The following is an 18,075-nucleotide window of genomic DNA, read 5'->3' as shown; positions in this document are numbered from 1 at the left end:
AGAAAGGGGAATGGACAGCGAATATACCGAACCGATATGAAGTTTGCATGACAATCGGCGAAAACGATTGCGTGCTGTCGTAATTTGTCCAAAAAACGGCAAAAAGTAACGGCGTTTAGCGCAGGAAGGGAGAGCGGGCGCTGTGCTGCAATAGAAACCGGAACATCCCGTTCGGGGCAGTTCCGGTTTGGGAGCGGTAAGGCTTACTGAGCAGCTTTAACGATAGCGGTTGCTGCAGATTTTTTCGGTAGCAGGCGAATGGCAACAGTGGTTTCCAGGATGCCATGACTGTTAGCCCCCGGTTCAAATTTGCAGGCTTTGACAATGCGCACGGCTTCCTGCGTCAGTGCATCATCGTCGTCTGCCCATTCAACAGAGTGATAGGATACGAGTCCTTTTTTGGTGACGACCGCACCGATCACAATTCCGAGGCCAGGCTCATCATCGCCGGGGATGCGCAGTAAGTCGGAGGCAGGGCAGCTTGCGGCGAGTAGTTTGGCTGGTTCAAAGTAAAAGAAATCAGCGTCTTCAATCATCCAACGGAAGGTGAGCCCGGCCTTGATCGCTCTGCCAGGGGCAAGGTTGGTAATTTTGCAGCCCATGACGGCGCGCGCAACCGCAAAATCCAGTGTTCGCCAGCCACTGCTGCGTACAACGTCTACGGAAACCACTTTGCCATCGGCATCGGTCAGTGTTGTTATCAGCGTATCGCCACTCTTCAGGTTACGTCCGGCAGATCTCGGGTAAGCAGGTTGGCTGCACTGTTTGAAGGAAACCCGCAGATCAGACGGTAAAGGATGTTCATTCGGGTTGTCAGCAGCGACGGCAGATGAAGTCAGGCTGTTAATCAGCAGAAAAACAGAAATAAAGAGGGTACGCATTATCAATGGCAAAAGAAAAATGAAGCGCTTCGGTCATTCTCCATCCGGTTCGGATGATGGCAGCATCTGGCATTTTACCTTTTTAATATGCGTATTGCATTTAATATCAATTAATTTTTTTGAGTGTCAGTGACTGATTTTGGTCAGCGTCAGATCGCGCAGATGCCGGAAAAGGTTTTCGCGCAATAATGAATCTTTGTGAAAGACTGCATCACCCTCCGGCAGCGGTGTATTAAAACCGGAAGCGGTGACCAGTACGAAGCGGGTGGATTGCCTGCGGCTTTCGGCCAGATGTGCGGCGCTGATCATCGCAAAGCCGTTTAAACGCCCCGTTTCCATGCCGGTAATCACCAGATCAAATGAACCGGATAATACCCTGCCCAGCGCCAGATAACCGTCTCTGGCGACCTCTGCACGGAAACGGAAGTGGCTGAGTACCTCGCTGATGAGTTGAATCACGACATCCGAATTCTCGACGATCAGGGCAGAGTGCTGAGTGGCACTGATTGCATTATTCAAAGTTTGCAAGCGCTGTGGCAGCAACTCATCCACAGGCTGTTGTTGCTGGTAATGCAGTGTGGTTTCGCGCAGCAAATCCAGATAACGCAACGCAAAGTCTGTCAGTGCGGGCGGGTGGGGTTCAGATGTGCTCAGGTACGACGCAATCAGATCTTCAAACGGATGACAAATATCGGAAACAGCGTGCAAACCATATGTGCCGCCGCTTCCCTTCAGGCTGTGTACACGGCGGTACAGCTCTTGCCAGCGTTCAAGCTTGTCGTCCGGACTGCGTTGCAGAATCAGGGATTCCAGTTCATCCAGTTGTGAGGGAAGGTCGCGGATATAACTCTGACGGAGTGCTTCGAGCAACGCCTGGGCATTTTGCATAGTGTCTCGCGAGTCAGGATTGAACGAACCGGATTTCGGCAAACCGGGCTGTGCAATGCATTTCGGTGGTGCAGAAAGAACTTTTGCAAGTTTGCATAGTTGATCTGATAACGTCAATCCTGTGGCAGTTTTTTTATTTCATGTCATCGATAGGGGATTAAATATCAGTATTTTTCAGCGTGTAACATAGATTTGGTTTTGAAATTTGATACCTCTGCGTGTTCCAAATGCCACTTTTTACAGACTGCTGGTCATCCCGGATGCCATTTGCAAAACTTGCCTCATCGCTGCACTGCAAGCGGAACAAGCCGCAAGGTCACGATGATGTTTAACCTGATTAAAGGAATGCAAAATGCTGAAAAGTAAGCTGATGAAAGCAAGTCTGGTTGTTGCTGGTCTGGCACTGAGTGCCGCTGCATCTGCGCAGGTATACGGTGGTGCAAGTATCGGCCGCTCTCAATTGTCCGCTGACTGCTCAGGTACTATCAGTTGCAGCAATGACGCAACCTCGTACAAGTTATTTGGCGGCTATCAGTTTCACCCGAATTTCGCTGTAGAAGCCAGTTACTCAAATCTGGGTAAAACGAAAGCGGACTTATATGATACAGCAAGCAGTACTTCCGCCAGGATGCAGGTCAAGTCCAGCTCTTTTGAACTGGCTGCTGTAGCAAATCAGCAATTTACTTCTGAGTTATCCGGTTTCGCCAAACTGGGTATTGCCAGCGTCAAGGCTGAAGGTGATATGTGGGCGGTTAACCCGACAGCATCTGTTATGACATCGACCAGTACCAGCTCTACACAACCAGTCTGGGGTCTGGGCCTGAATTACAAACTGACCAAAGAACTGGCATTACGTGCGGAATTTGAAACCCGTAAAGTCAAATTCGGCGACGAAAAGGAAACTGTCCGTAATCTGAACGTCGGTATGCAATATCACTTCTGAATCTGAAGTCTTCTCTGTCTCACACTCTCCCTGTACTTCCCCGGTACAGGGTTCTCCCTCCCCCGGTTGTCTGATCAGAGCAGCCGGGGCTTTTTTATTCAGCGCGATGCCGGTGCAGGATTGGATTTCAGATAGGCGATCAGATCGCGGATCTGCTGCTCATCGTTGTAACCCCATAAACGCATACGGGTGCCCGGTACGACGCCGTCCGGATTCTTCAGAAATGCGGTCAGCGTTTTTTCATCCCATACGATCCTGCTGTTTTTCATGGCAGCTGAAAAGTTATAGCCGCTGGCGCTACCGGCTTGTCTGCCGAGAACCCCTGTCAGTGAGGGTCCGAACCCGTGTCGCGCAGACGGGCCGATCTGGTGGCAGTTAATGCAACGCTGAAACTGACGTTCACCGGGAGTCTGTGTCGCGGCTGAAGCTGCGGCAGACTGCGACATGAGGAAACCAGTGATGAGGGGTAATATGAGACGAGAGCGCGACATGATCATGATGGAATAGGATTTCAGATATGTCAGACCGGTATATGGTGGTCAGAACCAGCTGACCACCGGGAACACATATCAGGCGGTTTTTTCAGGGATGCGTGCCAGAACGGCAAGTAACAACTCCCAGTACTGGCCAACGGTTTTGATATTCACCATTTCATCCGGTCCGTGCGGGAAACGGATGGTCGGGCCTATCGAAACCATATCGAGTTCAGGATAGTGCTTTTTGAACAGACCGCATTCCAGGCCTGCATGAATGACCATGATGTCAGGTTCTTTATGGTAAATACTTTCGTAAGTATCTTTCACGATCTTCATGACCGGTGAGCTGGTGTCCGGTTTCCAGCCAGGGTAGCAGCCGGATAAAGTAATTTCTGCACCGGCAATAGCGCTCAGGGATGTCAGCATGCTTTCCACCTGCTCACGACCTGTGTCAATCAGCGAACGAATCAGACACAGCGCACGGCCTTGTCCGTTTTCAATACTGATCACACCGAGGTTCAGTGAGGTTTCGGTGACGCCGGGAATGTCATCGCTCATCCGTATCACACCATTAGGACAAGCATTCAGGAAATGAATCCAGCGTTGCTGGGAAGGCAGTGATAACACTTGCTGTGGCAAGGACTTGTTTTCTTCGATACGCACTTTCAGTGACGGCTCAGTCTGACTGAGTTCGGCTTGCAGTATTTGCTCGTACTGTGCAATGCGCTGGGTAAGTAAGGGAATGTGGGCAGAAGGAATCAGGAACTGGCATTGCGCTTCGCGCGGAATGGCGTTACGCAGCGTACCACCGGTGATATCTGCGATACGGATGTTTAACTCATCAGCATGTCCGGCCATAAAACGGGCCAGCAATTTATTCGCATTGCCACGACCGAGATGAATGTTTACGCCTGAATGACCACCTTTCAGTCCGCTGATATACAAGGTGAAAGCCTGCAGACCGGACGGTACTGTTTCCATTTCCAGCGGCAGCCTGATTTCTGCATCCACACCACCGGCGCAACCCATGTAGATTTCACCTTCCTGCTCGGAGTCTGTGTTGATCAGAATGTCGGCATTCAGCATGCCGGCCTGCAAACCGAAGGCACCTGTCATTCCGGCTTCTTCATCGACTGTCAGTAAAACTTCCAGCGGACCGTGCGGAATATCGTTTGCACCGAGAATTGCCAGCGCTGACGCCATACCGATACCGTTATCTGCGCCCAGTGTAGTGCCATTGGCTTTTACCCATTCACCGTCGATGCGTGGTTCGATAGCATCCAGAACAAAATCATGCTGTTTGTCAGCATTTTTCTGGGGGACCATATCCAGATGGGCCTGAATCACGACAATTTTGCGGTTTTCCATGCCAGCAGTGGCAGGTTTTCGGATAATTAAATTACCGACATGGTCGACGACGACCGGCAAGCCTTTTTCTGCAGCCCAGCGCTGAATATGTTCACTCAGCTTTGCTTCATGTTTTGACGGGTGTGGAATGGCACAGATTTGCGCAAACCAGTTCCATAATGCATTGGGATAGAGTTGGCTGATTTCTTGAGTAGTCGTCACGATAAAAACCTTTTCAGGCGCAGATTGCGCTGTAACAGAAAGACGCCAGTTTACCATACGCAGCAAACTGGCTTTTTACAGCAGGCTACTTCGCCGGAAGCGGGTCTTTCGTATATTTAAAGCAAAAAGGATGCTTGCGCATCCTTTTTTACGATTGCTGAATACGGATCAGCAGATCAGGAAAGACTCCAGACGTATTCGAGCTTTACCCATGCCTGCTGAGCTTTACCATCTTTTGTGCCTGGTTTAAATTTGCACGAAGAAAAAACTTTGACAGTGGCTTTGTCCAGTGTTTTCGAACCGCTGGATTTATCAATTTTGGAATCAACAACGTTACCGTCAGGTGCTACCAGAACAGACAATGCAACAGCACCAGCCTCTTCATTTATCAGAGCAGCTTTAGGATATACCGGTTTTTCACAGGTTTGTTTGTCCATTACAGGAGCAACTTCATTCGCAAATGACAGGGAGGAGGCCAGCGACAGCGCGGAGATCAACAGAAGTTTTTTCATTTTTAACAGAGACAAGTAAGTTCAGAAAATACGGGCGGCGAATTGCCATAAAGAAATTTGCCGCGATTTTACTTGATCAAATTTCTTCGTGGCAATGGAAATTTAATGCTGCACAGTTAAAATGCTCCGAAATGGTATTTTTACGTATGCTGTACTGTTAAAAATGTATTATCTTTGTCAAAAAAACATTGAAAAATATTATTTTAAAAAAGTAGAAACTAGCATAGTGTTTTCATGACGTTTACACAGTTTGTTTTGTTATTTTGGTGCTGAGAATGATTTAAGTCCGCTCGCACATATTCCGCTTTGTTATGCTCGGATACGCCCGTACTTTCGGGATATTTTGTTAAACCATTAAAAATTTAAAATAATGCAAAAGTTTTCCCGTTTTCTGATGACAGGCTGTTTACTTATTGTACTTTGTGCATGTGATGGATCAGGTGACAGCAAGCAACCCGTCAACTGGCTGAAATCAGAAAATACGCAGAACGGACAGCAGGACGTTTATCTGAAGTTTGGCAAAGAGTGGCGTCGTATAAACAATATCAATAAAGTCGTGATGCTGAATCCGGTACGTGCACTTGGGCTGGCAGAAAGCCCTCGTTATCAGCTTCTGCAGCCGGGCACTCTGATACCAAAAAATATTTGTGCCGGTGGCCAGTTAAACTGGGCTCCGGGACGAAAGCATCTCGACTGTACGATCATCGGCCGGGATGTGAACCAGTTTCGGATCGAGCAATTTCGTTTCGACCTGAACGGCGAAGTTATTTCACAGTATCAGGCGGATATCCCGTACTCGGATCAGGAGTTGATGGCTTCACCGGTTTTCTACGGCGCGGCTGATCAGCGTTTCTTCTATATGAAACAAATGGTGCCGGGTAGTATGAATCTGCAGACATGTATGCTGCTCCGTATCGGCGCAGATGGTGTGATTTCTCAAGTGACCAGTGATGCCCCGGTCAGTGCATCGCAGTGTGGCGATCCCGCTTTTTGGTCGTCGAAGCTTGGGGTGAAGGTAATTGCGGTTGCAAGCAGCGATATTTTTTAACAGCACACAGCAGATAGTTGTGTACGGTTTGGTTTTTACTCTGATTATTTTCTCGTGTTTGCGGCAGCATTTTCTTTGGATACCCCGGATAGTAACGGTTCAAACAGGTTTGCATCCAGTTTGTGAAGTGCTGAATCCGGAGATGTTCCTGATAATTTATAAATTTTACGGGGATCACGCAACATTTTCAGTGCGGACCGGATATCAGGATCTTCTTCATATAACTTTAAAAAACTCCCGTCTTTCAGTGCTGCCTGCATGCCTTTTTCTAGTGCAATGCGCAATGGTTTGTTATCGCCGGATACAAAGAAAAATACGCCGAAGCGCGGATACACCAACGCTATTCCCGGTGCTATCGTTAAACTGGGATGCAGTTTTTGCTGAGTGCGTAATTCGCGTTCCGCATCGATAGCACTGCGTGGAAATGCATCAGCTCTGCCTGCTGCAAGCATGTTATACAGGTTATCGGGAGATGCCTCTGTGACTGTAAAACCATTCTTTCTTAAGATTGCTGTATCGCTCCATCCGATACCTTGAAGCAGGTTTATCGTTTTGAAGTTGTGGTCGTTGTTCATTTGCTCGATGCGTGGCAAGTACTCCTGGCTTGTCACCAGTACCCTGAATCCGATCAGGCCTCTTTCTATCGGTACAGGAATAGCGGCGAGCGCATTTTCCAGATCAGGACTACTCGCAGCCCAGAATAAATTGACGCTGTCTGGCGTGTTGTTTCTGATTGTTCTGACAATGCGTGGCGTTGTCATCGGAGTGGTGACGGGAGTCAGTGAATAACTGTGACCACTTTTTTGTAATGCCAGTGTCAGCACTCTTACAGCATATTCCGGGACAGTGCCTCCCTGATAGTACCGAACATGAATGGTGTCGTCACTATCAGCCCTGACAGATGTCAGATTGAACAGAAGACAGAGTGTCAGTGAAAATTCAGTAAATCGTCGCAGTTGAATAAGCATGTTTTTCGATGCTGACATAGATGCAGAATATTTGTCAGCTTAGTGAGCACACTGGGAATATGCCAGCATTACTGCCAAGATTTGTGACGCTAAAGTGAAAAAGCCACAGCGAGGGCTGTGGCTTTTAGGTTAAAGCGTGTTTGCCGCTTTGTCTTTATCAGCTCACTTACCGAAAGAATCTTTCAGTGTGGTAATCCGGTTAAAGACTGGCTTCCCTGCGACGGAATCTTTGCGGTCAGTCACAAAATAGCCATGACGTTCGAACTGGAGACGGGTATCAGGTTCTACTTTTGCCATACCAGGTTCAACGTAAGCCTGAATCACTTCCAGAGAGTTAGGATTCAGCAGGGTCATAAAGTCTTTACCGCCGGCATCGGGTGTTGCATCGGTGAACAGACGATCGTACAGACGAACTTCAGCCTGAACTGCATCTGCTGCATTTACCCAGTGGAGATTGCCTTTGACTTTATAGTTGGCACTGCCCGGAGTGCCACTTTTGCTGTCGGGGAAATATTCACAATGTACGGCAGTAATATTGCCGTTGGCATCCTTGTCAAATCCGGTACATTCGACGACATAACCGTAGCGCAAGCGGACTTTGTTGCCCGGGAATAAACGGAAATAACCTTTTACCGGCTCTTCCATAAAGTCTTCCGCTTCGATCCAGAGTTCTTTGCCAATTGTGAATTCGCGTACGCCACGCTCAGGGTGATGCGGATGCACAGGTGCTGAACAGGCAATTTGCTCATTCTCCGGGAAGTTGTCGATAATCAGTTTCAGCGGACGCAACACTGCAGTCGCACGTGGTGCTTTCGGATCAAGATCATCACGCAGCGCACCTTCAATCGTACTGTAGTCAATCCAGCCATCGGCTTTGGAAACACCGATACGCTCGCAGAACAACTGGATAGCTTCCGGAGTGTACCCGCGACGACGGAAACCGACGATAGTTGGCATGCGTGGATCATCCCAGCCGCTGACAATATTTTGTTCAACCAGCTGGCGGAGCTTACGTTTGCTGGTGACAACATAGGTCAGATTCAGACGAGCGAATTCGTATTGCTGAGGTACTGGCTGCTGGAAGAAACCGCCCTCTGTGGCACGTTGAATGACCCAGTCATAGAACGGACGGTGATCCTGAAACTCCAGGGTACAGATGGAGTGTGTGATTTTTTCAATTGCGTCTTCCAGAGGATGTGCAAAATCGTACATCGGGTAGATGCACCATTTGTCACCGGTACGGTGATGATGGGCGTGACGAATACGATAAATCGCAGGGTCGCGCATGTTCATGTTAGGCGATGCCATATCGATTTTTGCACGCACGATATGTTCTCCACCCTGGAATTCCCCGGCTTTCATGCGGCGGAATAAGTCCAGCGACTCGTTCGCTGGTCTATCGCGGTAAGGGGAGTTCACACCCGGACGGGAAAAATCGCCACGGTTCGCGGCCATGTCTTCTGCGGACTGGCTGTCTACATACGCATGTCCGGCCTGAATCAGGTATTCGGCAATTGCGTAGAACGTATCGAAATAGTCACTTGCATAGTACAGATGGTTGCCGTCTGCGCGATTCCAATCGAAGCCCAGCCACTGCACGCTGTCAATGATCGTATCAACATATTCCTGGTCTTCTTTTTCAGGATTGGTATCGTCGAAGCGTAAATGGCAGCGGCCTTCATAATCGCGCGCCAGACCAAAATTCAGGCAAATGGATTTCGCGTGGCCGATATGCAGGTAACCGTTCGGTTCTGGTGGAAAGCGTGTGATGACCGAAGGTAAACCTTCACGCTGGTATTTACCGCCCGCCAGATCCGCATCAATGATATTACGCAGGAAATTTGAGGCAGGGGCAGCAGATTCTGCTGCTTTGTTTTTGTTGTCGTTGCTCATGTTAGATGTAAGCGCTGGTCACGATAGAGAGAAGCGTCTGCAAGCTAAAAACCGCTGGTTTTAGGAGCTTACTTGCCTGAAAAGGAAGAAATTTTGCAGACGTGAAACCTTCATATTCTACCGTAGCGCAGCAAACAGCGCGTATTTGTTTTGAATCATTGCTAACCAGATTGCTGAGTTCCTGTCATCGACACGGTAGAATATGCAAATGACGACAGAAAATTCTCTCCAGAAAGACAGTGGCATTGCTGAAATGGCAAAGCCAGTTGATCCATGTTTTGTGCATTTGCGCGTGCACTCTGAATACTCCATCGTAGACGGGCTGGTCCGTATTGATGATGTAATAAAAGCAGCATTAAAAGATAAACAGCCTGCAATGGCAATCACAGATCTTGCAAACCTTTTTGGCATGATCAAGTTTTATAAGGCTGCTCGTGGCAAAGGTATCAAGCCCATCGCAGGATGCGATGTGTGGATTACGAATGATGCAGATCGCGAGAAACCTTCACGTTTGCTGATTCTGGTGAAAGACCGGACCGGCTATCTTCAGCTTTGCGAATTGCTGACCAGTGCCTGGCTCACAAACCAGCACCGTGGACGTGCTGAAATCCGACCAGAGTGGCTGGAGCAAATACGCGCTGCAGGCGAAAATGGGCATTTGATTGCCTTATCCGGTGCGCACAGCGGTGATGTTGGCATTGCAATCGATAACGGTAATCTTGAACAAGCGGAACAATGTGCAAAGCGCTGGGAGAATGTTTTCCCTGGTCATTTTTATATTGAGATTCAGCGTTCAGGTCAGCCGAATATGGATGCCCATGTCCGTCAGGCAATTCAACTGGCAGCCAAACTGCATTTGCCGGTGGTTGCCACGCACCCGGTTCAGTTTCTCAGTAAAGATGATTTCACTGCGCATGAGGCGCGCGTCTGTATTGCGGAAGGCGATATGCTGGCAAACGCACGGCGCGTCCGCAGGTTCAATGATCAGCAGTGTTTCCGTACACAGGAAGAAATGGCTGAGCTTTTTGCAGATATTCCTGCCGCTCTTCAGAATTCGGTGGAAATTGCAAAGCGCTGCAACCTGACTCTGGAACTTGGAAAACCAAAGCTGCCGTTGTTTCCGACACCTGACGGCATGTCGCTCAACGATTTCCTTGTTTATGAGTCTAAACGTGGTCTGGTTTTGCGTCTGGAACAACTGTTTCCGGATCTTGATCAGCGAGAAAAAGAGCGTCCGCGTTACGAGGCTCGCCTGGAATTTGAAACCAATACCATTATCAAGATGGGGTTTCCCGGCTACTTCCTGATTGTTGCGGACTTTATTCAGTGGGCAAAAAATAATGGCGTACCAGTCGGTCCGGGTCGTGGCTCCGGAGCGGGTTCGCTGGTTGCATATTGTCTTTTAATTACCGACCTCGATCCGTTGCGATACAACTTACTGTTCGAACGTTTTCTGAATCCTGAGCGTGTATCGATGCCCGACTTTGATATTGACTTTTGCCAGGAAGGACGGGACCGGGTAATCCAGTATGTTAAAGACCGCTATGGAAAAGAGGCTGTTTCGCAAATCGCAACTTTCGGGACGATGGCGGCAAAGGGAGCGATTCGTGACGTCGGACGTGTTCTGGATTTTGGATACAACTTCTGCGACGGTGTTTCTAAACTCATTCCTTTTAAACCGGGTAAACAGGTCACGATCGCCGATGCAATAGAAGAAGAACCGTTGCTTGCTGAGCGTCAGCAAAATGAAGAGGAAGTACGTACTTTGCTCGATCTGGCGCAGCAGGTCGAAGGGATAACCCGGAATATCGGTATGCATGCGGGTGGCGTGTTGATTGCTCCCGGAAAACTAACGGATTTCTGTCCCTTGTATACACAGGGTGGCGATTCCGGTGTTGTTTCGCAATATGATAAAGACGATGTAGAAGCAGTCGGTCTCGTGAAGTTCGACTTTCTTGGTTTAACAACGCTGACTATTCTTGATCGTGCGGTCAATTATATTCGCGCACTTGATCCTGCAATGTCCGGCTTTGATCTGGCTACTTTGCCGCTGGATGACCGGGCGTCTTATGATTTGCTGACGAAAGCCCGCACGGTTGCTGTTTTTCAGCTGGAAAGTCGCGGGATGCAGGGAATGCTGAAAGATGCGCGTCCGGACCGGTTTGAAGACATTATTGCGCTGGTTGCGTTATACCGTCCGGGGCCGATGGATCTGATCCCGGATTTCTGTAAGCGTAAGCATGGTGAAAAGTTTGAGTATCCAGACCCTCGTACAGAAGGCATTCTGTCTGAAACCTACGGCATTATGGTGTATCAGGAACAGGTTATGCAGATGGCGCAGGTAATCGGCGGATATTCGCTCGGTGGTGCGGATTTACTACGCCGTGCGATGGGTAAGAAAAAAGCCGAGGAGATGGCGGAGCACAGGAAGATTTTCCGTGAAGGTGCTGGTAAAAATGGTCTGACTGAAGAGAAAGCAGACGAAATTTTCGATTTGATGGAGAAATTTGCAGGCTACGGATTTAATAAATCCCATGCTGCTGCTTATGCTTTGCTGTCGTATTACACCGCATATCTGAAGGCTCATCATCCTGCAGCGTTTATGGCAGCCAATATGTCGCTGGCTATGGATGATACCGATAAAATTAAGGTTCTGGTTGAGGATGCAATTGATGTGTGCAAACTCAGTATGCTGCCACCGGATATTAACTCCTCTGAATACCGCTTTGTTCCAGCAGGTGAGCCCGGTAAACGCGCGACACAGATTCGATATGGCCTTGGAGCAGTAAAAGGATCCGGACAAAGCGCAATCGAAAATATTATTACAGCACGTCAGAGAGACGGGCAATTTAACGATCTTTTTGATTTCTGCAAACGTATTGATAAACGCATTGTCAATCGCCGGACAATCGAAGCGCTGATACGTGCAGGTGCGATGGACTGCCTTGGTAAAGATCGCGCTGTTCTTCTTGCTACAGTGCCACTGGCGGTTGAGGCAGCGGAACAGGCAGACGCGGCAGCAAATCAGGTAAGTTTATTCGGCGATGATGACGATCTGATTCCGCCACCGCAATACATTGATGTGCCAGCGTGGACTGACCGTCAGCGTTTAATGGAAGAGAAACAGGCGCTTGGCTATTATTTGTCAGGTCATTTGTTTGATGCCTACGCGCCTGAAGTCAGGCAGTTTATTAAGACGACGCTTGCAAAACTTGAGCCTTCACGTGATTTACGTATGATCTGCGGAGTTATTGCTGGTGCCAGAACTCAGTTAACTCAGCGTGGAAAAATGATGATCGTGACGCTCGATGATGGCACTGCGCAAGTCGAGGTCAGCATTTATGCGGAACTGATGGATGAGGCGAAAGCATATCTTAAAGAAGATGAATTCCTCGCCGTTCTGGGAAAAGTTTCTGAGGACCGGTTCTCCGGTGGACTCAGAATTTCTGCTGAACGTGTTCTGGATATCGGCCGAGCCCGTATCCAATTCTCTCAGGGGTTGCGCCTGAAGCTCGATGAGAAAACCGATCTGAAAAAACTGCGTGAAATATTGCATCCTCATCTAAATCCGGACGGGTGTCCGGTGCTGATTAGTTATTCTGGTCAGTCGGCTGATGCGGATTTTTATTTATCCGACCAATGGAGGGTAAGCCCAGATGATCAGTTAAGACACCAGCTCAGCTTGTGGCTGGGTAAGTCTTGTGTTGCAATTGAGTACCAGTAACTATATGAAAAAAATTCTTCCCCAATTTCATGGAAGCGATATCCCTCAGCGGATATTGGTGTGGTTACCGTTGACCTTGTTCTTTCCGGTCGGCTTTATGTACGCAGGTCTTTTTGCATTCTGGGTCAGTTGGGCAGTCTCAGGTGACTGGAAAAGTCGCTGGAATCAATTGGTAAAGAACCCATTGCTGATCCCAGTATTATCCCTGAGTTTGATGACGTTACTGATGTCACTGACTCACCGCAGCGAACTTGTTTCTGATCACGAATTCTGGACAGCCGTAGGGCATTATCAATCCTATTTGCTGATTTTGCCATTTCTGACGTTAAGTTCAGGAAACTGGCAACAAAAAATGGAAAATATTTTCCTTGGTAGCGCTGTGCTGGCTGGGGCTTTGTTTTTACTGAATGCATTACATGTATTGCCTGATGTAACTCTATTCAAAAGCTACGTTTTCTATCTCGGTAATAAGTCGATTTTGCTGGGGATTCTTCTTGCACTAGCGGCATGTATGACGTGGGTAAAGCTTGCGTTCGATAAACAAATAACTGTCGGAAACATTGCTTTGTTTGTTTTTCTGACGTTGACAGCTGTTTTTTTAGCAAAAACGCGGACAGCAGTTTTGTTATTTTTACTTGGATTTATCATAGTGACACTTTGTTCAATTAGGTGGAGTTGGAAGAGTGTTTTATTAATTGCACTCTTTATCGGTTGTATCAGTGCATTGTGGACATATGCAATCAGCCAACCTCGCCCAACTACCTGCGTTGTTAATGAAGTGAAAGCAGCTCCTTGGGAAATTTTGCATTTGCGTGCAGTTTGTACTTTGCAACAAGTAAATGACCTGCGTGAGGGCCGGCAAAGCAAAGACGATGATGGTATGCGTTCTGAGATTTACCGGATCACATCAGAAATCATTTCGGAGCAGCCAATGGTTGGACACGGTGCAGGTAGCTGGATGCCAATCTATCATTCCCGCGCACAAGGATTGTCCAGTGGGACGATGACCACGCCACACAGCGACTACCTCTTATATCTTACGGAGTTTGGATTAATTGGTTTGTTCGCATTACTAATGGTTTGGGGGCAGCAAATTCTGGTGTCTGTGAAGTTACTCAGGGCCGGAACAGCGTTGGTGCAAAAACGGGGATTGCAGCTTCTAGTGCTGACTTTGTTTATGTCTGCCGGTGCATTTTTTAATGCAATTATGCGGGACGCTGTTTTCGCTGTTGCATTCCTCATACTTTTGTCAATTCCTGTCAGCGGATTGCGACGTTGAGGTACGCCTGACCTGTATCCGGTTCCGTGTGTGACTTTCTTATTTGAGTTTCTTATGCGTTTGTTTGATCAAAATACAAGAGCGGTGTTCAGCAGGCTGTGGCGTGCTATGCGAACTTACCGTAAGTTTTTTTGGATTGCGTTGCTGACAATGGCTGTTACAGCATTAACCGAGGCTGCTTTCCCCAGAGTACTGGGTTATATCTTAGATCATGGTTTTGGTCGTCCAACTGGTAATGATTCAACGATCCTGAGTGCTGTGCAAAATGGGAGTGCAGTACAAAGCAAAGCAGCGGTTATTAAAGGTCTTGCGCTATGGAAAATTCCTGTTGCAATCATCGGTATCTTTTTGTTACGGGGAATTTGCACTTTTACAACCAGCTATCTGATGAGCTGGATATCAACAAAACTTTTGAATGACTTGCGCGCACAGGTATTCGAGAGAGTTCTTACTGTCCCCATTGGTTTTTATCAGAAGGAGTCAGCGTCGCGTATTATTAACGTCATTATGATGGAGGCTCAGCAGATCGTAGAAATGCTCAAGGTTTCCATGACAACCCTGATCAGAGATTCTCTGACAGTATTTGTATTACTCGCAGCGTTGGTCTGGCAAAACTGGAAACTGACAATCGTTGCGCTGGTTATGATGCCTGTCATGGCGTTTCTTGTGCGTAGCGTCAGCAAACGGCTACGTGTGCTTAACCAGAATCAGCTCAATGTTAATAACGAGCTGACACAGGTTATTGAGGAAGCGACTCGTGCGACTCAGGTCGTGCGTATTTTTGGTGGGCAGGAATATGAAAAAAAACGTTTTGCAGAAAGTAATGAAAAATTACGCGGCTATGCAATGCGGACAACGATTGCGGTAGCTTCGACCACTCCACTGACCCAACTGGCTGCTGCGGTGTCGGTTGCGGTGGTGATTATGTTTGCTGTTTCCCAGGCAGCTCAGGACGCTACAACTGTTGGTAAATTTGTCGAGTTTGTTACATTAATGATGCTCTTGCTGACGCCTCTAAAGCGACTGGCTGACCTGAACGGGCCGATGCAGCGTGGGATGGCTGCTGCCGACTCTGTCTTTGAGCTAATTGATACGCAGGCCGAACGGACTGATGGTAAGTTACTGACAGCTCGCGCCAGAGGAGATTTGTCATTCAGTAGGGTCCGGTTCTCTTATCCGGGGCAGGATCAGGTAACACTCAACGACATTCAGCTGGATATTAAAGCAGGTGAAACGATTGCGCTGGTGGGTATGTCCGGGGGAGGAAAGACGTCACTTGTGAACCTCGTGCCAGCGTTTTATGTTCCACAGGCTGGAAAAGTAATGCTGGATGGTCAGGATGTAAGTGAGCTTGCGCTTGACAGTTTGCGACGGCAGATTGCGATGGTGAGCCAGAACGTTGTGCTTTTTGATGACACGATCGCCGCAAATATTGCATACGGCGATCGAGTGCCGGATTTTGCCAGAGTCCAGGCAGCGGTAAAGGCGGCCCATTTGTCTGAGGTGATTAATGAGCTGCCGGACGGGCTTGAAACACGTATCGGCGATAATGGTTCACGCTTATCAGGTGGACAAAGGCAGCGCCTCGCTATCGCGCGTGCAATATACAAAGACGCACCGATTCTTATTCTGGATGAGGCAACTTCTGCTCTGGATACGGAGTCCGAACGTGCAGTACAGGCAGCATTAGATGCGCTCATGCAAGGCAGAACTACATTGGTAATCGCACACAGGTTGTCAACGATTGAGCGCGCTGACCGCATCGTGGTGCTTGCGGATGGGCAAATCGCGGAGCAAGGCACACACCAGCAGTTACTTGCAAAGGACGGTATTTATGCAAACCTGTACAAAATGCAATTTGCAGACTGATTTTGCTGAAATTTGAAAAATATGAAAAATCAGCGTGTTCTGGTGATCATGCCTAACTGGATAGGTGATGCGGTGATGGCCCAACCTTTGTTGCAACTTCTGCAGACGCAATATCCGGATGTACAGATTGATGTTATGGCCACCGCATGGGTTGCACAGGTCGTTCGTGCGATGCCTGAAGTTACTGAGGTGATTCAGGCTCCGTTCAGGCACGGTGTTTTGCAACTCCGCGAAAGGCTGAACTTTGCCCGAAAACTCCGGTCGCAGAATTATAGTGCGGCCTATATTTTGCCAAATACTTTCAAATTTGCACTGTTACCATGGCTGGCGAGAATTCCTTTGCGCATCGGTTATAAAGGCGAAAGTCGCTATGGGCTGATTAACCGTATGCATTTTGATGATAAGCAGCGGCCAAGAGCGATGACACGCTTTTATGCGGCGTTGGCTTATCCGCCGGTAGATTCCTTTACGGCTGAAGTGCCGAAGCCAAAACTTGTTGTTAAAGACGACGATCTGAATGCAGCACTGTCGACATTTGGATTAACGCGATCTCAGCGAATTGTCATTTTTGCTCCGGGAGCTGAATTTGGTAATGCGAAGCGCTGGCCAGTAGAGCACTTCGCATCGCTCGGACAGCGATTGCGTGAAGCTGATCCGAAGGTGCAGATTATTCTTATGGGATCAGCCAAAGATACGGATATTTGCGCTCAGGTGAAGAGTGGACTACCGGATGCACAAATACTCGCAGGTAAAACGGACTTATTCCAGGCGGTATCCTTGATTGCAGCCGCTGATCTGATGGTTAGTAACGATTCGGGATTGCTTCATATAGCTTCTTCGTTGAACCGTCCGGTTGCAGCTATCTACGGACCGACCGATCCCGCACATGCTCCGCCATTTTCAGACATGTCGTGGTCATTTAATTTGTCGCTGGATTGCATGCCGTGCAAACAACGGGAATGCCCATTAGGACATCATCAGTGCATGCGCAACTTAATGCCGGACAGTGTTGCTGATCGTATTCAAAGTTCTCTCCGATGGAACTGAAATTCCTCCGGCAAACAAAAGTGCTGATGTGTGGTGCTGCCGGAAACGAACTTTCCGATTGGGACACTCTTGAAAACGCAGCGCAGTTAAGACAATTTTCCAAAGCACAGGAAATTTTTGGTTCGGGCGAGTGGCAACCTTATATTTATGTAATCCGAAGGGGTATTGTTAAGCTAAGCTATTTGGATGATACCGGTGAGGAATGGGTAAAGTCTTTTATCGGTGAAGGAGGATTTTTTGCGTGCCCTTCTGTCATTATTTCCGGTGGTAAGACAGATTATTTTGCAGTTGCATTGGAAGATGTCGAGCTTGAGCAATTGCATTATCCGGCGTTACAGAATTTGGCTGAAAAAAATTCTGATTGGTCGAGAGCGGTACGGGTTTTATTGGAATCTCATATTCTCAGGAAAGAACAGCGGGAACGAGAGTTACTAACAATGACTCCGGACCTCCGGTACCATTCCTTTTTGCAGAGCCACCGAACAATCGTGAAACGTATCCAGATCAGAGATATTGCCAAATATCTGGGGATTACACCTGAGGCATTGAGCCGGATCAGAACGAGAATGAGAAATAAAAAGCACCAGAACTCGTCGGAACTTATTTCATAAATATCCGCGAGATGTGTTTACCTTGTAGCGCGGGCTGACAAGGGTGCAGCAGGGAATTCATGCAGCAAAGCTGCCTGCGTAACGATGTGCGCTTACCTGTAATGGCCCAGCACATATGCGCCCTGCAGGGGACAAGGCAGTGAAAGTGGTGCCATTCACAACGCGTCCAACGCTGTCCAGTGTGCACTATGAGCCGAACCTGCCGGGAATGGCTGTGCTGGGTATATTGCTTTGTTGCGTCGCTTGTACAGGCTCCGGCTTATACTGCTGAGTGCAGATTTCCGCAAATATGCGGAAGTCGCTTCGTGGGTGGATTGAGGTGCAATTCATTTGTCCTGCTACACCTCTGCGCACGGCTTCCCGGCAC

Annotated in this window: 14 protein-coding genes; 7 read left to right on the top strand and 7 right to left on the bottom strand. The window is 48.3% G+C overall.

Going from position 1 to position 18,075, the window contains the following annotated elements:
* Positions 1 to 203: 203 nt before the first annotated feature.
* Both KDM89_RS05060 and KDM89_RS05055 read right to left on the bottom strand, forming a co-directional pair.
* Positions 204 to 881 carry a TonB family protein gene (locus KDM89_RS05060; RefSeq protein WP_212686844.1) on the bottom strand — a complete coding sequence of 226 codons (678 nt, stop codon included), beginning with the start codon at positions 879 to 881 and terminating at the stop codon, positions 204 to 206.
* Between the two features lie 126 nt (positions 882 to 1,007).
* The gene (locus KDM89_RS05055; RefSeq protein ID WP_212686843.1) at positions 1,008 to 1,769 is read right to left on the bottom strand and encodes an ATP-binding response regulator; all 762 of its coding nucleotides are present in this window, start codon (positions 1,767 to 1,769) and stop codon (positions 1,008 to 1,010) included.
* A 352-nt stretch (positions 1,770 to 2,121) separates the two neighbouring features.
* On the opposite strand from KDM89_RS05055, the gene KDM89_RS05050 reads away from it, so the two are divergent.
* Positions 2,122 to 2,712: an outer membrane beta-barrel protein gene (locus KDM89_RS05050; protein ID WP_212686842.1), complete on the top strand. Its 591-nt coding sequence runs from the start codon at positions 2,122 to 2,124 to the stop codon at positions 2,710 to 2,712.
* Positions 2,713 to 2,810: 98 nt separating this feature from the next.
* Here KDM89_RS05050 and KDM89_RS05045 read toward each other — a convergent pair whose 3' ends face one another.
* The 3 genes from KDM89_RS05045 to KDM89_RS05035 all read right to left on the bottom strand — a co-directional run bounded on the left by KDM89_RS05045 (position 2,811) and on the right by KDM89_RS05035 (position 5,269).
* Positions 2,811 to 3,158: a c-type cytochrome gene (locus KDM89_RS05045; protein ID WP_212686841.1), complete on the bottom strand. Its 348-nt coding sequence runs from the start codon at positions 3,156 to 3,158 to the stop codon at positions 2,811 to 2,813.
* 123 nt (positions 3,159 to 3,281) lie between these two features.
* A complete protein-coding gene (locus KDM89_RS05040) occupies positions 3,282 to 4,757 on the bottom strand; it encodes an aminoacyl-histidine dipeptidase (protein ID WP_212686840.1) in 1,476 nt (491 codons plus the stop codon).
* A gap of 176 nt (positions 4,758 to 4,933) precedes the next feature.
* Positions 4,934 to 5,269, bottom strand: a complete 336-nt coding sequence (locus tag KDM89_RS05035; protein WP_212686839.1) for an energy transducer TonB — start codon at positions 5,267 to 5,269, stop codon at positions 4,934 to 4,936.
* A gap of 559 nt (positions 5,270 to 5,828) precedes the next feature.
* On the opposite strand from KDM89_RS05035, the gene KDM89_RS05030 reads away from it, so the two are divergent.
* Positions 5,829 to 6,317, top strand: a complete 489-nt coding sequence (locus KDM89_RS05030) for a hypothetical protein (RefSeq protein WP_212686838.1) — start codon at positions 5,829 to 5,831, stop codon at positions 6,315 to 6,317.
* 44 nt (positions 6,318 to 6,361) lie between these two features.
* Here KDM89_RS05030 and KDM89_RS05025 read toward each other — a convergent pair whose 3' ends face one another.
* Both KDM89_RS05025 and KDM89_RS05020 read right to left on the bottom strand, forming a co-directional pair.
* Complete coding sequence (locus KDM89_RS05025) at positions 6,362 to 7,285, bottom strand: type 2 periplasmic-binding domain-containing protein (RefSeq protein ID WP_212686837.1); 924 nt, start codon at positions 7,283 to 7,285, stop codon at positions 6,362 to 6,364.
* 162 nt (positions 7,286 to 7,447) lie between these two features.
* Positions 7,448 to 9,178, bottom strand: a complete 1,731-nt coding sequence (locus tag KDM89_RS05020; RefSeq protein ID WP_212686836.1) for a glutamine--tRNA ligase/YqeY domain fusion protein — start codon at positions 9,176 to 9,178, stop codon at positions 7,448 to 7,450.
* A gap of 253 nt (positions 9,179 to 9,431) precedes the next feature.
* Here KDM89_RS05020 and dnaE point away from each other — a divergent pair, with 253 nt between their 5' ends.
* The 5 genes from dnaE to KDM89_RS04995 are packed head-to-tail and all read left to right on the top strand — an operon-like array spanning position 9,432 to position 17,708.
* Positions 9,432 to 12,902 (top strand): DNA polymerase III subunit alpha, encoded by a 3,471-nt coding sequence (gene dnaE / locus KDM89_RS05015; RefSeq protein WP_230427691.1) that lies wholly within the window; start codon positions 9,432 to 9,434, stop codon positions 12,900 to 12,902.
* A gap of 4 nt (positions 12,903 to 12,906) precedes the next feature.
* The gene (locus KDM89_RS05010) at positions 12,907 to 14,181 is read left to right on the top strand and encodes an O-antigen ligase family protein (protein ID WP_212686834.1); all 1,275 of its coding nucleotides are present in this window, start codon (positions 12,907 to 12,909) and stop codon (positions 14,179 to 14,181) included.
* 54 nt (positions 14,182 to 14,235) lie between these two features.
* Entirely contained in the window at positions 14,236 to 16,050 is a 1,815-nt protein-coding gene (msbA, locus tag KDM89_RS05005) for a lipid A export permease/ATP-binding protein MsbA (protein WP_212686906.1), read from the top strand.
* A gap of 21 nt (positions 16,051 to 16,071) precedes the next feature.
* Positions 16,072 to 17,097: a lipopolysaccharide heptosyltransferase II gene (waaF, locus tag KDM89_RS05000; RefSeq protein ID WP_212686833.1), complete on the top strand. Its 1,026-nt coding sequence runs from the start codon at positions 16,072 to 16,074 to the stop codon at positions 17,095 to 17,097.
* Positions 17,088 to 17,708: a Crp/Fnr family transcriptional regulator gene (locus KDM89_RS04995; protein ID WP_212686832.1), complete on the top strand. Its 621-nt coding sequence runs from the start codon at positions 17,088 to 17,090 to the stop codon at positions 17,706 to 17,708. The genes waaF and KDM89_RS04995 overlap by 10 nt, the downstream gene beginning before the upstream one ends.
* Positions 17,709 to 18,075: the final 367 nt, after the last annotated feature.

The organism is Cognatundibacterium luofuense (assembly GCF_018139685.1).
Taxonomy (GTDB): Bacteria; Pseudomonadota; Gammaproteobacteria; order Burkholderiales; family Burkholderiaceae_D; genus Undibacterium; species Undibacterium luofuense.
This window is presented reverse-complemented; position numbering and strand designations above follow the sequence as displayed.